Genomic DNA, 17,884 nt, shown 5'->3' with positions numbered 1-17,884 from the left:
TAATCAGGGCATCTGCACTTCGATGGTGCCGTCGGCGCTGACGCTGACCTGGCTGGTGCCGGCCTCGATCTCCGGGGCCGCGGCGAAGCCGGCGTCGGCCTTCATCGCCGCCATCCGCATCATCGGCATCGGGCGCGGCGCGCCGGCGCTGTTGAGGCTTAGGCTGACCAGGCGGTAGCCCTTGCCGCCGAGCGAGTCGGTAAGCAGCTGGGCGCGCGCCTTGAACGCGGCCACGGCGTTCTTCATCAGGCTGTCCTCGTTTTGCTGGCGGGTGGCGTCGGCGATGCTGAAGCTCATGTTGCCCATCTTCAGCGAGCCCAGCAGGCTGGCGCTGAGCTTGGACAGCGCGGCGAAGTCGGCGCTTTCCAGGCGCAGCTCGGCGCGCTCGCGCCAGGCGGTGATCTTCTGCCCCTTGTCGTCGTATACCGGGTAGCTGTTGCGGCTGCCCAGGCTGACGGTCACTCCCTTGACCTTGCGCGCCTCGGTCACCGCGGCGTTGAGCGCGGCGGTGGTGTCGGCGGCGAGCTTGGCCGGGTCGCTGGCCTGGGCTTCGTTGTACAGGGTCACCTGCATCTGGTCATGGGCCACTTCCTGGCTGGCCTCGGCGTGCAGCGACACCAGGTTGTAGCGCGGCTCGTCGGCGTGGGCGGCGAAGGCGGTGGCGGCCAGGGCGACGGACGCGGCCAGGGCGGCGAGGTTTTTCTTCAGTGCGGACATGTTCAACTCCTTGGTCCTGAAATGAATCCCGGGTGCAGGGTAGACGAACCCCGCAAGCGGACAGTCAGACCCTTTGACGCAGGTCGGCGTTCAAACGGGTTAATTCGGGTTAGCCTTGGCACTATGCTGTGTCGCTTTGACGCACTGAGAGGGGAAGGGGCTTGGCTATACTCGCGCAAATTCCGGAATTCACCATGCGCACACCGGTTTTCCAGTTATCTGCCAGCCGGCAGAACCTGCTGCACCTGACGCTGATCCGCATTCTCGTGCTGGCCGCCCAGGCCGGCTCGGTCGGCATCGCCTACAAGGCCCAACTGATCCAGCTGCCCTGGGCGGCCCTGGGCGTGACCCTGGGCGTCTCCCTGGTGCTGTGCCTGGTCACCGCCCTGCGCCTGCGCGGGCCGTGGCCGGTGACCGAGCTCGAATACTCGGTGCAGCTGGGCTGCGACCTGATCATCCACAGCGTCCTGCTGTATTTCTCCGGCGGCTCGTCGAACCCCTTCGTCTCCTATTACCTGGTGCCGCTGACCATCGCCGCGGCGACCCTGCCGTGGCTCTACACCATCGTCCTCGCCGGCCTGGCGCTGGCCGCCTACACGCTGCTGCTGGTGTGGTTCCACCCGCTGGACATGGCCCCGGTGCAGCGCGACTACCTGCTGATCTACGGCATGTGGCTGAGCTTCGCCCTGGCCGCCGGGCTGATCACCTTCTTCGTCGCGCGCATGTCGCAGTCGCTGCGCCGCCAGGAGCAGATAGTCGCGCAGCGCCGCGAAGAGGGCATGCGCGACCAGCAACTGCTCGCCGTGGCCACCCAGGCCGCCGGCGCCGCCCATGAGCTGGGCACGCCGCTGGCGACCATGAGCGTGCTGCTCAAGGAGCTGCGCCAGGCGAACCCGAAGGACCCGCTGCTGCAGGAAGACCTGGCCCTGCTGCAGGAGCAGGTCAAGCTGTGCAAGGACACCCTGCAGCAACTGGTGCGCGCGGCCGAGGCCGACCGCCGCCAGGCCATCCAGGAGCAGGGTGTCAACGAATGGCTGGAAGCCGTGCTGCGCCGCTGGCACCTGATGCGCCCGGAAGCCACCTACCGCTACCAGAACCTCGGCCCGGGCAGCGCCCCGCGCCTGACCCCGCCGACCGACCTGACCCAGGCCCTGCTGAACCTGCTGAACAACGCCGCCGACGCCTGCCCGGACGACCTCGACATCAGCGTCGACTGGGACGCCACCGACATCTGCCTGAGCATCCGCGATCACGGTCCCGGCGTGCCCCTGGCGATCGCCGAGCAACTCGGCAAACCCTTCTTCACCACCAAGGGCAAGGGCTTCGGCCTCGGCCTGTTCCTCAGCCAGGCCAGCGTCACCCGCGCCGGCGGCACGGTGAAGTTGTATAACCATGAAGACGGCGGCACGCTTACCGAACTGCGCCTGCCGCGCAGTTACGGTGTGGTCTGACCCACGCGCGAGGAAGTACCCATGAGCGAAGAGAACCTTTTCGAAGGCGAAGAACAACCCCACCTGCTGCTGGTGGACGACGACGCCACCTTCACCCGCGTGATGGCGCGCGCCATGACCCGCCGTGGCCTGCGCGTATCGGTCGCCGGTTCCGCCGAGGAAGGCCTGGCGCTGGCCAAGGAAGACCTGCCCGACTACGCCGTGCTGGACCTGAAGATGGACGGCGACTCCGGCCTGGTGCTGCTGCCCAAGCTGCTGGAGCTGGACGCCGAGATGCGCGTGGTGATCCTCACCGGCTATTCGAGCATCGCCACTGCCGTGGAAGCCATCAAGCGCGGCGCCACCAACTACCTGTGCAAGCCGGCCGACGCCGACGACGTGCTGACCGCGCTACTCTCGCAGCACGCCGACCTGGACACCCTGGTGCCGGAAAACCCGATGTCGGTGGACCGCCTGCAGTGGGAGCACATCCAGCGCGTGCTGGCCGAGCACGACGGCAATATTTCCGCCACCGCGCGCGCCCTGGGGATGCACCGGCGCACGTTGCAGCGTAAGCTGCAGAAGCGCCCTGTAAGGCGTTAAGGAATTCATAAGAAGCTGCATCTACGATCTTGAGAGCTAGAGCAGAACAAGGCGACAACAGGCGAGGCAGCGCAGTTTGGTCCGCCAAATGAGCAGACTCGCCTGTTTTCAACGCAGTTCTGCCGACGCGCAGCAGATCGTAGACAGGTTCTAGACAGGGAGCGCCAACTGGGCGCTCTTTTTTTGTGCCCGTGCCGAGCCCGACCCGATGACCGAAAGCGCCGAGTACCGCGCCCCGAACGATGCCGTTCGCGGGCGATTTCTTTCCCAGGTGTGGCAACTGACAACGCCCTACTGGCGCAGCGAAGAGAAGGGCACGGCCTGGCTGCTGCTGATCGTGGTGATCGCCCTGTCGCTGGTGGTGGTGGCCCTGCAGGTGTGGCTCAACAGCTGGTACCGCGACTTCTACAACTCGCTGCAGAACAAGGACCTGAAGAGCTTCATCCACCTCATGTTCATGTTCTCGGGCATCGCCGCGGTGTTCATCCTCACCGCCGTGTACCGCCTGTACCTGACGCAGATGCTGACCATCCGCTGGCGGCGCTGGCTGACCGAGAAGCACTTCGCCGCCTGGCTGTCGCACAAGAACTACTACCTGCTGGAACAGCGCGGCTACACCGACAACCCCGACCAGCGCCTGACCGACGACCTCAAGGACTTCACCGACACCACCCTGAGCCTCGGCCTGGGGCTGATCAGCAATATCGTCAGCCTGGTGTCCTTCTCGGTGATCCTCTGGGGCGTGTCCGGCAGCATCCAGCTGTTCGGCGTCGACATCCCCGGCTACATGTTCTGGGCCGCGCTGGTCTACGCCCTGGTCGGCAGTTGGCTGACCCACCTGATCGCGCGTCGCCTGATCGGCCTGAGCAACCGCCAGCAACGCTACGAAGCCGACCTGCGCTTCGGCCTGGTGCGGGTTCGCGAGAACGCCGAAAGCATCGCCCAGTACGATGGTGACGAGAACGAGCGCAAGCGCCTCATGGGGCGTTTCGCCAACGTCTGGCACAACTTCCGCGAGCTGATGAACGTGCAGAAGCGCCTGACCTTCTTCTCCTCGGGCTACGCGCAGATCGCCACCGTGTTTCCCTTCATCGTCGCCTCGCCACGCTACTTCGCCGGCAAGATCCAGCTGGGCGAGCTCATGCAGATCAACTCCGCATTCGGCAACGTCCAGGACGGACTCAGCTGGTTCATCAACGCCTACGCCAGCCTGGCGGGTTGGCGCGCCACCTGCGACCGTCTGCTGAGCTTCCGCCGCGCGCTGGAAGAGAACCAGGCCGAGCACGGCGGCATCGAGGTGCGCGAGGACGGCGAGCGCCTGCAGCTCAAGCACCTGAGCCTGCGCCTGGCCGACGGCAGCGTCCTGCTGGAGCCCACCGACCTCAGCCTGCGTCCCGGCGAGCACACCCTCATCAGCGGCCCCTCGGGCGCCGGCAAGAGCACCCTGCTGCGGGCCATGAGCGGGCTCTGGCGCTTCGGCTCCGGGCAGGTGCTGATGCCGGCGGCGCGCACGCTGTTCCTGCCGCAGAAACCCTACCTGCCGATCGGCAGCCTGGCCGAGGCGCTGAGCTATCCGGAGCAAGCCGGCCGGCACAGCCCCGAGCGCCTGCGCGAAGTGCTGCGCCAGTGCCGCCTGGCGCACCTGGCCGAGCGCCTGGACGAAGCCCAGCACTGGCAGCGCCTGCTCTCGCCGGGCGAGCAGCAGCGCCTGGCCATCGCCCGCACGCTGCTCTACGCACCGGCCTGGCTGTTCCTCGACGAAGCCACCTCGGCGCTGGACGACAGCGACGAGGCGGCGCTCTACCAGGTACTGCTCGACCAGTTGCCCGGCGTGACCCTGGTCAGCATCGGCCACCGCGCCGACCTCAAGCGCTTCCACCCGCACCAGCTGCGCCTGGACGAGCGTCATCTGCGCGAAGTCGAGGCCGTTCTGCCGGCTTGATCCCGGCGTCGCGGGGCCTTGCTCCGCGACGCTGAAACATCTCGCCATCAGCTCGGTGGGGTGAGGTAGGAATATTCGTAAACAGTTGGCAGATTTGGTCATCGCTACAGCCTCTCTGACCCACTACCCGGTACCCTCGGCGGCTTTCCGTTAAAAGGCTCCATCGCTCAGTCGCCCTGGTACCGTTCATGCCCCTTCATTTGCCCAACTGGCAGGCGCTGACCCGCAACCGTCTGCGCCTGGTCGACCCGCGCCGCTGGCTGCTGGCCACCGCCGGCCTGGCGCTGCTGTTCGCCACCTGCACCTTCGCCGCCGGCCTGTGGCTTGGCCGCGTGAGCGCACCAGCCGCGCCAGTGGTCGAGGCCGTCACGCAGGAAACCCCCGAAGAGCGTTTCACCATGCAGCGCCTGGGCGAGCTGAACGGCCGTCTGCAGGTACTGGAGAAGGACGCCGCCTACCTGCTCAAGGTGGTCGACGGCCACGAGGCGATCGCGCGCAAGCTGGCGCGTATCGACCCGGCGCTGGTGCCCGGCGATCGCGCGGCGCCGCGCGGCGACGGCGAGGGTGGCCTGCTGCTGCCGCCACGGCCATGCCAGGCCGCGCCCCTGGTCGACCTGCGCCAGGGCACCGAGGCCGCGCGCTGCCTGCGCCGCCAGCTTGACCTGCTGCTCGACGCGGTAGCCCAGCGCAACGCCGACTTCCTCGCCATCCCCACCCATCGCCCGGTGGACCAGGCGCGCCTGGGCTCGGCCTTCGGCAACCGGGTGGACCCGTTCAACCGTCGCCTGGCCTTTCATTCCGGGCTCGACTTCAGCGCGCCGAGCGGCACCGAAATCCAGGCAGCCGCCGGCGGCCGGGTGATCGCCGCCGGCCCCTTCAGCTCCTATGGCAATCGCGTGGAGATCGACCACGGCAACGGTCTGGTGACCCGCTATGCGCACCTGTCGCGCGCCTACGTGAAGGTCGGCGAGGTGGTGATGCCCGGCCAGCGCATCGCCGCCATGGGCTCCACCGGCCGCTCCACCGGTTCGCACCTGCACTTCGAAGTGCTGTACCACGGCGACTTCGTCGACCCGCAGCACTTCCTCTCCCTCGGCAACATGGAGCAGGCCATCGATGCCCTGGCGCAGGACTAGGCCGCACTCCACCCGCGAACTGCTGCGCGCCGAGCACCGGCCGAGCGCGCGGTTGCCGCGCAACTACCGGCCGCTGCTGTGGGGCGCGCTGCTGCTCGCCGCCGCCTGCGCCTCCTGGTACGCCTGGCGCGGCCAGCAGCACGGCGAGGCGCAGCAGCACCTGGGCGCCCTGCAGGCGAGCAACGCCGAACTGGTCGCCGAGCTGCAGCGCCAGCGCCTGCTGGCGGCCGAGGCCCAGGCCACGCGCGAGCAGCTGGAGCGGCGTATCGCGGAGATGTCCGGGGAAATCAAGAAGCTCAAGACCGACCTGGCGTTCTACCGCCAGCAGAAACCCGCCAAGTGACCTTCAGGAGAAAGACGATGTTCGGCAACCACAAGAAGAAAGCCCCGCAAGTGGCGGTGGGCAGCTTTTCCAGCCTGCTCTCGGGCAGCCTGGCGCTGGTCGGCGACCTGGAGTTCGAGGAGGGCCTCAAGGTGCAGGGGCGCATTCACGGCAACGTCCGCCACAAGGCCGGCACCCAGAGCCTGCTGGCGCTTGGCGCGGAAGGGCGGATCGAGGGCAACGTGACCAGCTACGACGCGCTGATCGACGGCACCATCGTCGGCGACCTGCATGTCGAGCACCTGCTGGAGCTGCACTCCAATGCGCGCGTCGTCGGCAACATCCGCTACCGCCAGCTGAGCATGGAAAACGGTGCCAGCGTCGACGGCAAACTCACCCGCCTGGAGGACGACGGCCGCCCCCTGGAACTGCCCGCGCCGCAGCCGCGCGAGGCGTCCGACGAAGAGCCGGCCTGAGGCAAGTCGTTAGCACGCGAAGCACCTGCGCTTGCTATGATCGCCGCTGATATCCCGCCGGCGCTCCCGTCCCATGTTCGCATTGCTGTTCCAGACCCTCGGCATCACCGCGCCGGTGTTCTCCATGCTGTTCCTCGGCGTGCTGCTCAAGCGCGTCGGCTGGATCGACCAGGGTTTCATCCAGACCGCCTCGGCGCTGGTGTTCAACGCCACCATGCCGGTGATGCTGTTCCTCGGCATCTACCACTCCGACCTGCACCGCGCCGCCAGCCCGGCGGTGCTGCTGTTCTTCTGCGCGGCGACCCTGGGCGGCTTCCTGCTCGCCTGGGCCTGGGCGCTCTGGCGGGTGCCGCGGGCGGAGCGCGGTGTCTACGTGCAGGGGGCGTTTCGCGGCAACAACGGCATCGTCGGCCTGGCCCTGGCCACCAGCCTCTACGGCGAACACGGCCTGGCCCTGGGGTCGGTGCTCGCGGCCCTGGTGATCCTTTGCTACAACACCCTGGCCACGGTGGTGCTGGCGATCTACAGCCCGGTGCTCAAGTCCGACCCGCTGAGCATCGGCCGCCAGGTGCTGATGAACCCGCTGATCATCGGTGTGCTGGCGGCCTTCCCATTCGCCTGGTGGGGCATCCAGCTGCCGGCCTGGGCGCTCACCTCCGGCGACTATTTCGCGCAGATGACCCTGCCCCTGGCGCTGATCTGCATCGGCGGCACCCTGTCGCTGCCGGCGCTGCGCGACAGCGGCGCGCTGGCCCTGAGCGCGAGCCTGATGAAGATGGTCTGGTTGCCGACGCTGTGCACCGCCGCCGCCTGGTTCTGCGGCTTCCGTGGCGCCGAGCTGGGCGTGCTCTACCTCTACTTCGCCAGCCCCACGGCGGCCGCCAGCTACGTGATGGCCCGCGCCGCGCAAGGCAACGCCGAACTGGCCGCGTCGATCGTCGTGCTGACCACCCTGGTGGCGGCGCTGACCACCAACCTCGGGCTGTTCATCCTGCAGTGGGGCGGTTGGATCTAAGAGGCGTCAGCCCTTGGGCAGGTGCCGCTCAAGGTCCATGGATTCGTGCAGGACGCGAACGACTTCGACGGCCAGATCGTTACCCAGGCGGTAGAAGACGATGTGGCGCGGACGGGCGACTTTCGCCGTTCGAGCCTCGCTGCGGCAGTACGCCAGATGCAGGCTGCGCAGGCCGGCGCCGAGTTCTTCCCGGGCCTTGCTGCCAATCCTGGCCGGCTCCTGGATGAGGGCGCTGAAGGCGCCGAACAGCAGGCCCTGGTAACGGCCGCGCAGTGACGGGCCGAATCGCGATTCCGTGTAGCGCAGGACTTCGACTATGTCCTCCCGCGCGGCCAGGGAAAGGCGAAGGCTGCGCTTCATCCGTCTTTACTGTCCGTGCTGGCCTGTCGGCCGAGCTCATCGAGGTACTTGCCGACGTCTTCCGCCGTGCGGAGTTCGTCGAAGTCCCCGGCCTCGAGCTGCAGGATCCCGCTCGCGGTGGCGGACTTCAGTGCCTCCAGGCGCAGCGCCTGTTCGGCTTCCTGGTCGAAGAGCAGGCGCAGGCCGGCGCGGATCACTTCGCTGCGATTCTGGTAGCGCCCGGCCTTGAGCAGTTCCTCGATGTGCCGCTCCATCGGGTCGGGCAGGACCACGTTGCGCGTTGCCATGGCGGGGCTCCTGAAAAGTGTATGAATTGGCATTTTATGCCATGTCGGCGTTGACGCGAACAACCGTCGCCCGATGGTGTGCGCCCTAAGAGAAATCCGAATCCGTGGTAGGTCTCGCTTACCCCGCCCGAAGGCCATTTCAAAGGGGGTTTACAGACGGTTACACTGGCGACCTCCAACGCGCGACAAAGGATTGCTCATGCGTTTCAAGGATTCCGCCCGCAGCCTCGCGCTGCTGCTCGGCCTGCTCTGGCTGGCGACATCGTACGCCGGGCCGGGCGCCGAGCTGTCCAGCCCCGCCGCCGGCTGGCGCTATTCGGGGTTGCTGGACGACCTCGACAGCCCGCGCGTGGCCTATCCCACCCCGCCCATCGACCGTGGCGGCCAGCGCGGCCGCAGCCTGATCGAAGGCGACCTCAAGGCGCTCGCCGGCACCGACCGCGCCCAGCGCCTGGTGGTCAACGGCAACCCCTTGCCCCTCTACACCGACGCCCAGGGCCATTTCGTCCGCCCCTACGCCTTCGGCAGCGGTTCGAACAGCGTCGAGGTGGCCAGCGCCGATGGCCAGTCGCTCAAGCGCGTGCAGTTCTACGAGGCCAACGCCGGCCGCGTGCCGCCCCGGGTGCGCGTCGCCCTGGGCTGGGACGACCCCAAGGCCGAGCTGGACCTGCACATCGTCACCCCCGACGGCCAGCACGCCTTCTGGGCCCGCCCGCGGCTGAACAACGGCGGCGGGCTGGACCCGGACGGCGTCGACGGCCCCGGCCCGGAAATGTTCACCATGGCCGCACCGCTGCACGGCACCTACCTGGTCTACGTCAACTACTGGGGCAATTTCGGCGCCCAGGGCTATAACTTCCAGGCCGGCGCCAACCAGCAGGACGTCATCACCGCCCAGATCAACCTGGTGTTCAACGAGAACAGCGTCGACGAGAAGCGCGAGACCTTCGTGGTGCCGCTGCGCACCATCGGCGACCTGGTTCTGGTCAAGACCTTCACCTATTGACACCGACCCTATTGAAAGCCGCCCCCTGCCAGGGATGTAACAGGATCGAGCACGCATGAGCGACAACACGACTCCCAGCCCCTCCACACCTCCCGCCGGCGATGCGCCCGGCGTGCAGCGCTGGCCGCTGATCATCGGCGGCCTGGCGCTGGCGCTACTGGTCTTCGGCGGCCTGCTGGCGCGCTACGTCCTTCTGGCGCCGCCCAGCGGCCCCCTGGCGGGCCTGGAAGCACCGCCGGAAGGGGCTCCGGGGCGCGACATCCGCCACCCGGACGCGCTGATCGAAAGCGCCTCGCTCAGCCACCTGCCCAAGGAACTGCTGGAGGTGCCGCTGCTGCGCGACACCCTCACCGAGGACTTCGTCTTCTACTACGAGAACGACGGCGACCGCCTCGGCCTGGCCGGCAGCCTGCGGCGCATCGTCTACGAGCACGACCTGACGCTGAAGGACAACCTGATCGAGGAACTCCTCGACCAGCCGGCCCAGGTCGCCCTCTGGCGCGGCGCCGACGGCCGCCTGCGCGATTTCCTGGTGGTGCTCAAGCGCGGCGGCCTGGCCAAGCTGCTGGAGCCGTTGGCGCACCTGGCCGCCGACGATACCCAGCTGCGCAAGGTCGGCGAGCTGAAGGGCGGCGCCGGCGTCTACCGGCTGCGCTACAACGGCCAGAAGACCCTGCTGTTCGCCTCCAGCGGCGACTACCTGGTGCTGCTCTCCAACCCGAAGATGCTCTTCCCCCAGGCCAGCGACGATGCGCCCGGCGAGCCCGACGCCCGGGTCGCCGCCGACCTGACCGCGCTGCTCGGCGGTGAAGACGCCTTCCCCCGCGCCTTCGGCCTCGGTCCGCGCGGCGAACTGAGCCAGCGCATCAGCCTTGGCGCCGGCGTCCTGGCCATGGGCTACCAGCGTTTCATCCCGGCCTTCGCCGGGGTGCGCTTCGACAAGGGCGCCAAGGGCTGGACCAGCTACCTTGCGCTGAATCCGGTGGAGCGCCAGCCGGACCTGGACTTCACCCCGGTGTGGCAGGCCATGCCCATGGGCGCCAGCGCTTGCGTGGCCCTGCCGCTGACCCCCGGCCTGTACGACAGCCTGCTGGTGCGCCTGGGCGCCGAGCCGAAGATGGCCGCGGCCTTCTCCGAGCACCTCTCGGGCGCCGCCGGGCTGTGCTGGTACGCCGACTCGCGGCTGTACACGCCGCTGCTGGTGGCCAAGCTGAGCGCGCCGCCGGGCCCGGAACTGGACGCCGACCTGGGCAAGCTGTTCGACAGCCTGGTGGGCGCCTACGAAGGCAACGCCGAGGGCGGCAGCTTCCCGGTGGACGAACAGAGCCAGGGCGAGACCCACAAGTGGCTGCGCCAGGTCAGCTCGAACTTCGGCCAGTACGCGGCCGCCGACGCCGCCGACCCGGACGCCGTCAGTGGTCGCGGGTTCTTCCGCGTCGGCCTGGCGCGGCAGGGCGACACGCTGCTGTTCTCCCTCGACGACCAACTGCTCGACAAGGCCCTGGGCACCCTCGGCAAGCGCTTCCCGCCGCTGGCCGACGTGCTGCCCAAGGACGCCCTGGTGCCGGCCTACCTGGCGCCGCAGTCGCTGTCCACGCTGCTCCAGCGCGAGACCCTCGACAGCCTCCCGCAGGACATGGAGCCGGTGTTCCGCAACGCCGCCGACAGCCTGCTGCTGCCGCGCCTGAAGGCCCTCGCCGGGCACGGCGGCTACGCCCTCGGCCTGCCCGCCGACAGCCGCGCCGAACAGCCCTGGCAGTGGCTGCCGCTGCAGTGGCGCGCGCTGTGAAGCCAGGCGCGCTGCTGCTGGCGCTCGGCCTGTGGGCCGCCCAGGCGGTGCAGGCGAGCACGGCGTCGCTCGACCCGGAGCAATCCCAGGTGTTCCGCGCCTGGTTCGTGCGCATCGCCGAGGAACAGCTGCGCCAGGGCCCCAGCCCGCGCTGGCACCAGCAGGACTGCGCGGGCCTGGTGCGCTTCGCCGCCAACGAGGCGCTCAAGCCGCACGACGCCAAGTGGCTGCGCGCCAATGGCCTGTCCAACCGCTACCTGCCGCCGGAACTGGCGCTGAGCGATGAACAGCGCCAACTGGCGCAGACCTGGCGGCAGGGCGGCGGCCAGGTCGGCCCCTACGTCAACGCCATCAAGCTGATCCAGTACAACAGCACCCTTGTCGGCCGCGACCTCAACCAGGCGCGCCCCGGCGACCTGATCTTCTTCGACCAGGGCGACGACCAGCACCTGATGATCTGGATGGGCCGCAACATCGCCTACCACACCGGCACCAGCACGCCGAACGACAACGGCATGCGCTCGGTCAGCCTGCAACAACTCATGACATGGAAGGACACCCGATGGATACCCGACCCCGCCAACCCCAACTTCGTCGGCGTGTACCGCTTGTCGTTCCTCGCCCGATGAAGCTGCTCGCGTTGTGCGCCGGCCTGGCCCTGGGTGGCTTGCTGCTGGGTGCGCCGCAGGCGCTGCGGGCCGACGACGAGGTGCCGGCGAGCAACTACACACCGGTCAGCGGCGAGTCCTTCTTCCTGCTGGCCGACAGCAGCTTCGCCACCGACGAGGAAGCCCGCGTGCGCCTGGAAGCGCCGGGCCGCGACTACCGCCGCTACCGCATGGAGGCCTACGGCGGGGTGGACATGCGGGTGTACCGCATCGACCAGCCGCTGGACTTCCTCAAGCGCCAGAAGAACCTGCACCGGGTGCTGGCCGAGGGGCAGTTCAAGGGCGAGGGCCTGTCCAACACCCTGGCCTACCTGTGGGACAACTGGTACCGCAAGTCGCGGCGGGTGATGCAGCGCGCCTTCTCCTACGAATCGCGCAAGCAGGTCACCGAAGTGGTGCCCGAGCTGAAGATGGGCCAGGCCATGAACGCGCCCACGCCCTACGACGCGCCGCCGCAGTACGCGCCGATTCCCGGCCTGCCGATGGTCGAGCAGTTCCGCTACCCGCTGTGGGACGCCAAGCCCATCGAGCCGCCGAAGGACGTGGCGCTGGCGGGTTCCTCCAGCGAGTTCATCAACGTCTCGCCGGGCAACGTGTACATCCCCTTGGGCAAGCTCAAGCCGGGCCTGTACCTGGTCGAGGCGCTGGTGGGCAAGTACCGCGCCACCACCGTGGTGTTCGTCTCCAACACCGTGGCGGTGAGCAAGATCGCCGGCAACGAGCTGCTGGTGTGGTCGGCGCGCAAGCATGAAGGCACCCCGGTGCCCGACACCCAGGTGCTCTGGACCGACGGCCTGGGCGTGATGAGCAGCGGCCGCACCGACGCCGAGGGCCTGCTGCGCCTGCAGCACGCCAGCCCGGAGCGCTCGTTCGTGATCGGCGAGGACAAGGAGGGCGGGGTCTTCGTCTCGGAGAACTTCTACTACGACAGTGAAATCTACGACACCAAGCTCTACGCCTTCACCGACCGCCCGCTGTACCGCCCCGGCGACTGGGTGGCGCTGAAGATATACGGCCGCGAGTTCAAGAACGCCCGCGATTCCGCCGCGCCCCAGGCCGCCCCGGTGAAGCTCAGCGTGATCGACGCCGCCGGCACCACCCTGCAGACCCTCGACCTGCAACTGGATGCCAAGGCCGGCGCCAACGGCCGCTTCCAGCTGCCGGACAACGCCGTGGCCGGCGGCTACGAGCTGCGCTTCGATTACCGTGGGCAGACCTACAGCAGCGCCTTCCGCGTCGCCGAGTACATCAAGCCGCACTTCGAGATTTCCCTCGACCTGGCCAAGCCGGACTTCAAGACCGGCGAGCCGGTGAAGGGCAACCTGATCCTGCTCTACCCGGACGGCAAGCCGGTGGCCAACGCCAAGCTGCAACTGAGCCTGCGCGCCCAGCAGCTGTCGATGGTGGACAACGAGCTGCAGTACCTCGGCCAGTTCCCGGTGGAGCTCACCAGCGCCGAGCTCAGCACCGACGCGCAAGGCCGTGCGGCGCTCGACCTGCCGGCGGCGGAGAAGCCCAGCCGCTACCTGCTGACGGTGTTCGCCAGCGACGGCGCGGCCTACCGGGTCAAGACCAGCAAGGAAATCCTCATCGAACGCGGCGCCGCGCGTTACCGCCTGGCCGCGCCGCAGCGCTTCAGCGCGGTGGGCGACAAGGTCGAGTTCAGCTACGCGCCCGAACAACCCACCGAGCTCAAGCCGAAAAGCTATCGCTGGGTACGCCTTGAGGACCGCTCCACGGGCGACGGCGAGGCCGGTGACGGCACCTTCGCCATCGCCTTCGACAAGCCCGGCACCTACAGCATCGAGCTGCGCGACGCCCAGGGCCAGCTGCTCGGCGGCACCGGCCACTCGGTGAGCGGGGAGGGCGTCAAGGCGGTGCCCGGCACCGTGGAGATCGTCCTCGACAAGGCCGAATACCAGGCTGGCGAGGAAGCCCTGGCGCTGATCACCTTCCCCGAACCGGTGGACGACGCGCTGCTGTCGCTGGAGCGCGACAAGGTCGAGGCCACCGCGCTGCTGTCCAAGGGCGGCGACTGGCTCAAGCTGGAAAAGCTCAACCCCACCCAGTACCGCGCGCGCATCCCGGTGAAGCCGGACTTCTCGCCCAACCTGACCTTCTCGGTGCTCTACACCCGTGGTGGCGACTACAGCTTCCAGAACGCCGGCATCAAGGTAGCGGTGCCACAGGTGGAGATCGCCATCGCCACCGACAAGGAACGCTACGAGCCGGGCGACACCGTGACCGTCGACCTTTCCACCACCTACGCCGGCAAGCCGGTGTCCAGCCAGGTGGCGGTGGGCGTGGTGGACGAGATGATTTACGCGTTGCAGCCGGAAATCGCCCCGGGCATCGACCAGTTCTTCTACCACCCACGGCGCAACAACGTGCGCACCAGCGCCAGCCTCGCCTTCATCAGCTATGACGTGGCCCTGCCGGGCAGCGCCAGCGCGCCTGGCCGCAGCAACCGCAGCGAACGCGGGGTGAAGGTGCTGGAGCGGCCACGCCGCGAGGACGTCGACACCGCCGCCTGGGAGCCGAAGCTGGTCACCGGCGCCGACGGCAAGGCGCGCTTCAGCTTCCGCATGCCCGACTCGCTGACCCGCTGGCGCATCACCGCGCGGGCCATGGACGGCGATGGCCAGGTTGGCCAGAAGAAGCAGTTCATCCGCTCGGAGAAACCCCTGTACCTGAAGTGGAGCGGCCCGACCCGCTTCCGCGCCGGCGACAAGCCGGACCTCGGCCTGTTCGTCTTCAACCAGGGCGAGCAGGCGGTCAAGGCCGACCTGCTGGTGCGCTACGCCGGCCAGGAGCAGACCCAGGCGCTGGAACTGGCCAGGGGCGTGAACTACGTGCGCCTGCCGGCCCAGGCCCTGAGCGACGGCGAGTGGAGCGCCGAGCTGCGCCAGGACGGCCAGGCGCGCGACAGCCTCGGCGTGCGCTTCGCCCTGGCCGCCGACGGCTGGCAGGTGCTGCAGTCGCGCAACCTGCAACTGGCCGGGCAGAACAGCCCGCTGCAACTGCCGGCGGACGCCCGCGACATCCGCCTGCACCTGGACGACAGCGCCGCCGCGCTGTTCCGTGGCAGCCTCGACGACCTGCTGGCCTACCCCTACGGTTGCGTCGAGCAGACCGCCAGCCGCCTGCTGCCACTGAGCGTGGCCTACCCGCTGCTGGCCGGCGGCGAGCCGCGCGTGCGCGACCGCCTGCGCCTGATCATGCAGAACAGCCGGCTGCGCCTGGTGCAGATGGCCGGCCCGAACGCCTACTTCACCTGGTGGGGCGACAGCACCGACAGCGACGCCTTCCTCACCGCCTACGCCTACTACGCCGACTGGCACGCCAGCCGCGCGCTGGAGATCAGCCTGCCGGCGGAGCACTGGCAGCGCGTGCTCGACCTCTACGCCAAGCTCGCCGAACAGACGCCGCTGCTGCAGCGCGCGCTGATCCTCGGCTTCGCCCGCGACATGCAGCTGCCGGTGCAGACCCTGGTCGGCGGCCTGCTCGACGACCTGGCCAAGGCCGGGGAGGGCGAGGACGCCAAGCTGCCGGCCGACGCCGAGGTCAGCCTGGTGATGGCCGCGCCGGACTCCAGCCTCGGCCTGGCCGTGGCGCGGGTGCTGGCCGCGAGCCTGGCGCAGCAGGCCAAGGTGTCGCTGCCGGCGGCTTTCGCCAAGCAGCTGGACGGCGCGCGGCTGAAGGTCAACGCCAGCGAGCAGCCGTTCGCCCAGGCCGTGCAGCTGTCGCTGGCGCCGGCCGACGCCAACCGCGCCCGCGCCCTGCTGGCGCGCCTGGGGCCGCAGCAGTCGACCCTGGAACGCGCCCTGGCGCTGACCTGGCTGCAGCGCGCCCTGGCCCAGGCGCCGGCGGCCGAGCCGCTGAAACCGGGCAAGGACTGGAGCGAGCAGCAAGGTCCCAGCGGCGAACGCTACTGGCAGTGGCAGGGCCAGGGCGTGCCCGCCGAGCTGACCTTGCAAAGCCCGCCGGCGCGGCCGCTGAACGTCGCGCTCAGCTATCGCAGCGCCGAGGCGCCGGCCAGCCAGCTGCCGGTGAGCATCAGCCGCCGCCTGCTGCGCCTGGTGCCGGGGGCCAAGGCCTTCGAGTTCAAGGTCGAGGAACTGGGCGACAAGCCGCTGTCCAGCGACGAGCTGTACCTGGACGAAGTGACGGTGAAGAGCGAACAACCCACCGCGCTGCGCTACGGCATGCTGGAAGTGCCGCTGCCGCCGGGCGCCGACGTCGAGCGCACCACCTGGGGCATCCAGGTCAGCGGCCTGGGCGGTACCGAGGCGACCAGCCTGGAACGCGCGCGCAACGAGCCGGGCGACCTGCACTACGGCATCCCGGTGGACAGCCTCGCCGGCGAACTGCGCTTCCGCCACCTGGTGCGCTTCTCGCAGAAGGGCGAGTTCGCCCTGCCGCCGGTCCGCTTCCTGCGCCTGTACGCGCCGGCGGACCAGGCCCTGGAGCAGAACCCGGCACTGGCCAGGGTGAAGGTGCAGTAGATGCGCCGGCGCCTGGCCTGGCTGCTGCTTCTGCTGCCGCTTTGCGCGGCGGCGCAGCAGCCCGCGCAACTGGCCATGAACGGCCAGTTGCTGCGCCTGGACCGCCAGCAGGTGCTCGCCCGCGAGCCACTGCCGGCGGACCTGCGCACGCCCCTGGGCAGCCTGTGGAAGCTGTTCGTCTTCGCCTGGCTTGTGGATAACGACCGCCACGAGCCGGAATACGCCTGCAAGGGCCAGTCCCGCGAGGAGGTCTACTGCTGCAGCGCGGGGCAGAGCATCGGCCGCGACCAGGCCCTGGTGAAATCCTGCGGCCTCTACTACCAGCCCGCGCGGCTCGGCATCGACCCGGCGGACTGGCGCGGCTATTGGCAGGCGCACCAGGCGCCGGCCTGGCTGCAGGACCTGAAGTCGCTGCAACCGCAGACCGAAGTGCCGGTATCCGAACTGCTGGACAGCCTCGGCCGCCTGCCGGCGCAGACCGAAGCGCGGCGGGTGCTGCTCGACGTGGTGGTCAACGCCGACGAGGGGCGCGCCGTGGCCAGCCTTGGTGGACGCCTACGGGTGAAGACCTGGAGCTGGCTCGACGAACACGACCCGCAGGCCCGCCGGGGCGGCTTCGCCGGCTGGCTGGTGGATGGCACGCCGCTCTGGGCTTCCGGCCCCGGCACCAGCAAGACACTGCTGGCGCAGTACGCTGAAACCCTGGGCGCGGCCTTGCCGACACCCTGGCCCAGGGAGCCGGGGCGCTGCGTGGAAGTGGCGCTGTTCAGTCGCTATCCGCTGCGCGAAGTGCTCGACGGCCAGGGCCGCCCGGCCTCGGCGGGAGCATTGAACGGTGCCTTCAAGGCCCGCTTCGAGAACGGCAACGAACTGGATATCCACAGCGCCGGCGAGCTGTACCTGCAACGCGAGGCCAAGCCGCAACTGGTGGCCCGTCTGGATCGCGAGGAATACGTCGCCCGGGTGCTCCAGCGCGAAGCCTCGGCCACCCCGGTGGAAGCTTCCCGCGCGCTGGCGGTGACCATCCGCAGCTACCTGCTGCAGAACGCCGCGCAGCGCGGCGACTGCCTGAGCATCGACGACAGTAGCCAGCGCCAGCGCGTGGCGCCGCGCCCGGCCACGGCGGCGATGCGCGAGGTGGCGGCGTTCACCGACGGCCTGGTGCTGGCCGGCAGCCCGGTCACCTACCACGCCGAACAGGCCGGCCCGGCGAAACTCTCCTGGCAGGACGCCCAGGCCCAGGCCGGCGCCGGCCTGCGCTTCGACGCCATCCTCGCGCGCGCCTTCCCGCGCGCCAGCCTCAGCGCCTGGAGTAACCCGGTGGCGGCCTGCCAGCCATTGCCCGCTGCCGAGGACTGGCTGCGCAAGCAGCGCCGCGACTGGCGGGCGCAGCTGGACGGCGAGCCGGGCTACGAGGAGCTGCAACGCTTCGCCGTGTGCCAGCTGTCCTCCGGTCGTCCCTACGTCGATCGCGAGCGCCAGCGCATCTATGTGCGCGGCCTGTACACGCTGCAGGACCGCCTCGACCTCACCCACGAATACCTGCACCTGGCCTTCCAGGCGCACCCCAACGGCCAGGACGAGGACTTCGTCGAAAGCCTCGCCCGCCGTCTGATACTGGAATGACC

The 17,884-nt window shown here is 69.1% G+C and carries 15 protein-coding genes; 12 read left to right on the top strand and 3 right to left on the bottom strand.

The genetic code is table 11. The annotated features are described in order from the left end of the window. Positions 1-3: 3 nt before the first annotated feature. Positions 4-717, bottom strand: a complete 714-nt coding sequence (locus P3W75_RS19915) for an SIMPL domain-containing protein (protein WP_276229030.1) — start codon at positions 715-717, stop codon at positions 4-6. A gap of 194 nt (positions 718-911) precedes the next feature. Between P3W75_RS19915 and P3W75_RS19910 the strand changes: the two genes are divergently transcribed. The 7 genes from P3W75_RS19910 to P3W75_RS19880 all read left to right on the top strand — a co-directional run bounded on the left by P3W75_RS19910 (position 912) and on the right by P3W75_RS19880 (position 7,641). Then, on the top strand, positions 912-2,168 hold the full coding sequence (locus tag P3W75_RS19910; RefSeq protein WP_276229029.1) for an ATP-binding protein: 1,257 nt from the start codon (positions 912-914) through the stop codon (positions 2,166-2,168). A 21-nt stretch (positions 2,169-2,189) separates the two neighbouring features. Continuing rightward, on the top strand, positions 2,190-2,750 hold the full coding sequence (locus P3W75_RS19905; protein ID WP_276229028.1) for a response regulator transcription factor: 561 nt from the start codon (positions 2,190-2,192) through the stop codon (positions 2,748-2,750). A 208-nt stretch (positions 2,751-2,958) separates the two neighbouring features. Beyond that, positions 2,959-4,692, top strand: coding sequence for an ABC transporter ATP-binding protein/permease (locus P3W75_RS19900; RefSeq protein ID WP_276229027.1), 1,734 nt, complete (start codon positions 2,959-2,961; stop codon positions 4,690-4,692). Positions 4,693-4,880: 188 nt separating this feature from the next. Further along, positions 4,881-5,828: a M23 family metallopeptidase gene (locus P3W75_RS19895; RefSeq protein ID WP_276229026.1), complete on the top strand. Its 948-nt coding sequence runs from the start codon at positions 4,881-4,883 to the stop codon at positions 5,826-5,828. Continuing rightward, a complete protein-coding gene (locus P3W75_RS19890) occupies positions 5,809-6,171 on the top strand; it encodes a hypothetical protein (protein ID WP_276229025.1) in 363 nt (120 codons plus the stop codon). Before P3W75_RS19895 ends, P3W75_RS19890 begins: the two co-directional genes overlap by 20 nt. A 17-nt stretch (positions 6,172-6,188) precedes the next feature. After that, on the top strand, positions 6,189-6,626 hold the full coding sequence (locus P3W75_RS19885) for a bactofilin family protein (protein ID WP_276229024.1): 438 nt from the start codon (positions 6,189-6,191) through the stop codon (positions 6,624-6,626). Positions 6,627-6,699: 73 nt separating this feature from the next. Next, positions 6,700-7,641 carry an AEC family transporter gene (locus tag P3W75_RS19880; protein WP_276229023.1) on the top strand — a complete coding sequence of 314 codons (942 nt, stop codon included), beginning with the start codon at positions 6,700-6,702 and terminating at the stop codon, positions 7,639-7,641. 6 nt (positions 7,642-7,647) lie between these two features. Here the strand turns inward: P3W75_RS19880 and P3W75_RS19875 are convergent, their stop codons facing one another. After that, positions 7,648-8,001, bottom strand: a complete 354-nt coding sequence (locus P3W75_RS19875) for a type II toxin-antitoxin system RelE/ParE family toxin (RefSeq protein ID WP_276229022.1) — start codon at positions 7,999-8,001, stop codon at positions 7,648-7,650. Beyond that, on the bottom strand, positions 7,998-8,288 hold the full coding sequence (locus tag P3W75_RS19870; protein ID WP_276229021.1) for a type II toxin-antitoxin system ParD family antitoxin: 291 nt from the start codon (positions 8,286-8,288) through the stop codon (positions 7,998-8,000). The genes P3W75_RS19875 and P3W75_RS19870 overlap by 4 nt, the downstream gene beginning before the upstream one ends. Positions 8,289-8,487: 199 nt before the next feature. On the opposite strand from P3W75_RS19870, the gene P3W75_RS19865 reads away from it, so the two are divergent. From P3W75_RS19865 to P3W75_RS19845, 5 genes are read left to right on the top strand one after another with little or no spacing between them, the layout of a single operon-like run. Then, positions 8,488-9,294: a YfaP family protein gene (locus tag P3W75_RS19865; protein WP_276229020.1), complete on the top strand. Its 807-nt coding sequence runs from the start codon at positions 8,488-8,490 to the stop codon at positions 9,292-9,294. 55 nt (positions 9,295-9,349) lie between these two features. Next, a complete protein-coding gene (locus tag P3W75_RS19860) occupies positions 9,350-11,083 on the top strand; it encodes a DUF2138 domain-containing protein (protein ID WP_276229019.1) in 1,734 nt (577 codons plus the stop codon). Next, positions 11,068-11,712 (top strand): DUF1175 domain-containing protein, encoded by a 645-nt coding sequence (locus P3W75_RS19855; protein WP_430765392.1) that lies wholly within the window; start codon positions 11,068-11,070, stop codon positions 11,710-11,712. The genes P3W75_RS19860 and P3W75_RS19855 overlap by 16 nt, the downstream gene beginning before the upstream one ends. After that, positions 11,709-16,256, top strand: a complete 4,548-nt coding sequence (locus P3W75_RS19850; RefSeq protein ID WP_276229018.1) for an alpha-2-macroglobulin family protein — start codon at positions 11,709-11,711, stop codon at positions 16,254-16,256. The genes P3W75_RS19855 and P3W75_RS19850 overlap by 4 nt, the downstream gene beginning before the upstream one ends. Further along, positions 16,257-17,882 carry a DUF2300 domain-containing protein gene (locus tag P3W75_RS19845; RefSeq protein WP_276229017.1) on the top strand — a complete coding sequence of 542 codons (1,626 nt, stop codon included), beginning with the start codon at positions 16,257-16,259 and terminating at the stop codon, positions 17,880-17,882. The last annotated feature ends 2 nt before the right edge of the window (positions 17,883-17,884 follow it).

Source organism: Pseudomonas citronellolis, assembly GCF_029335315.1.
GTDB lineage: Bacteria > Pseudomonadota > Gammaproteobacteria > Pseudomonadales > Pseudomonadaceae > Pseudomonas > Pseudomonas citronellolis_A.
This window is presented reverse-complemented; position numbering and strand designations above follow the sequence as displayed.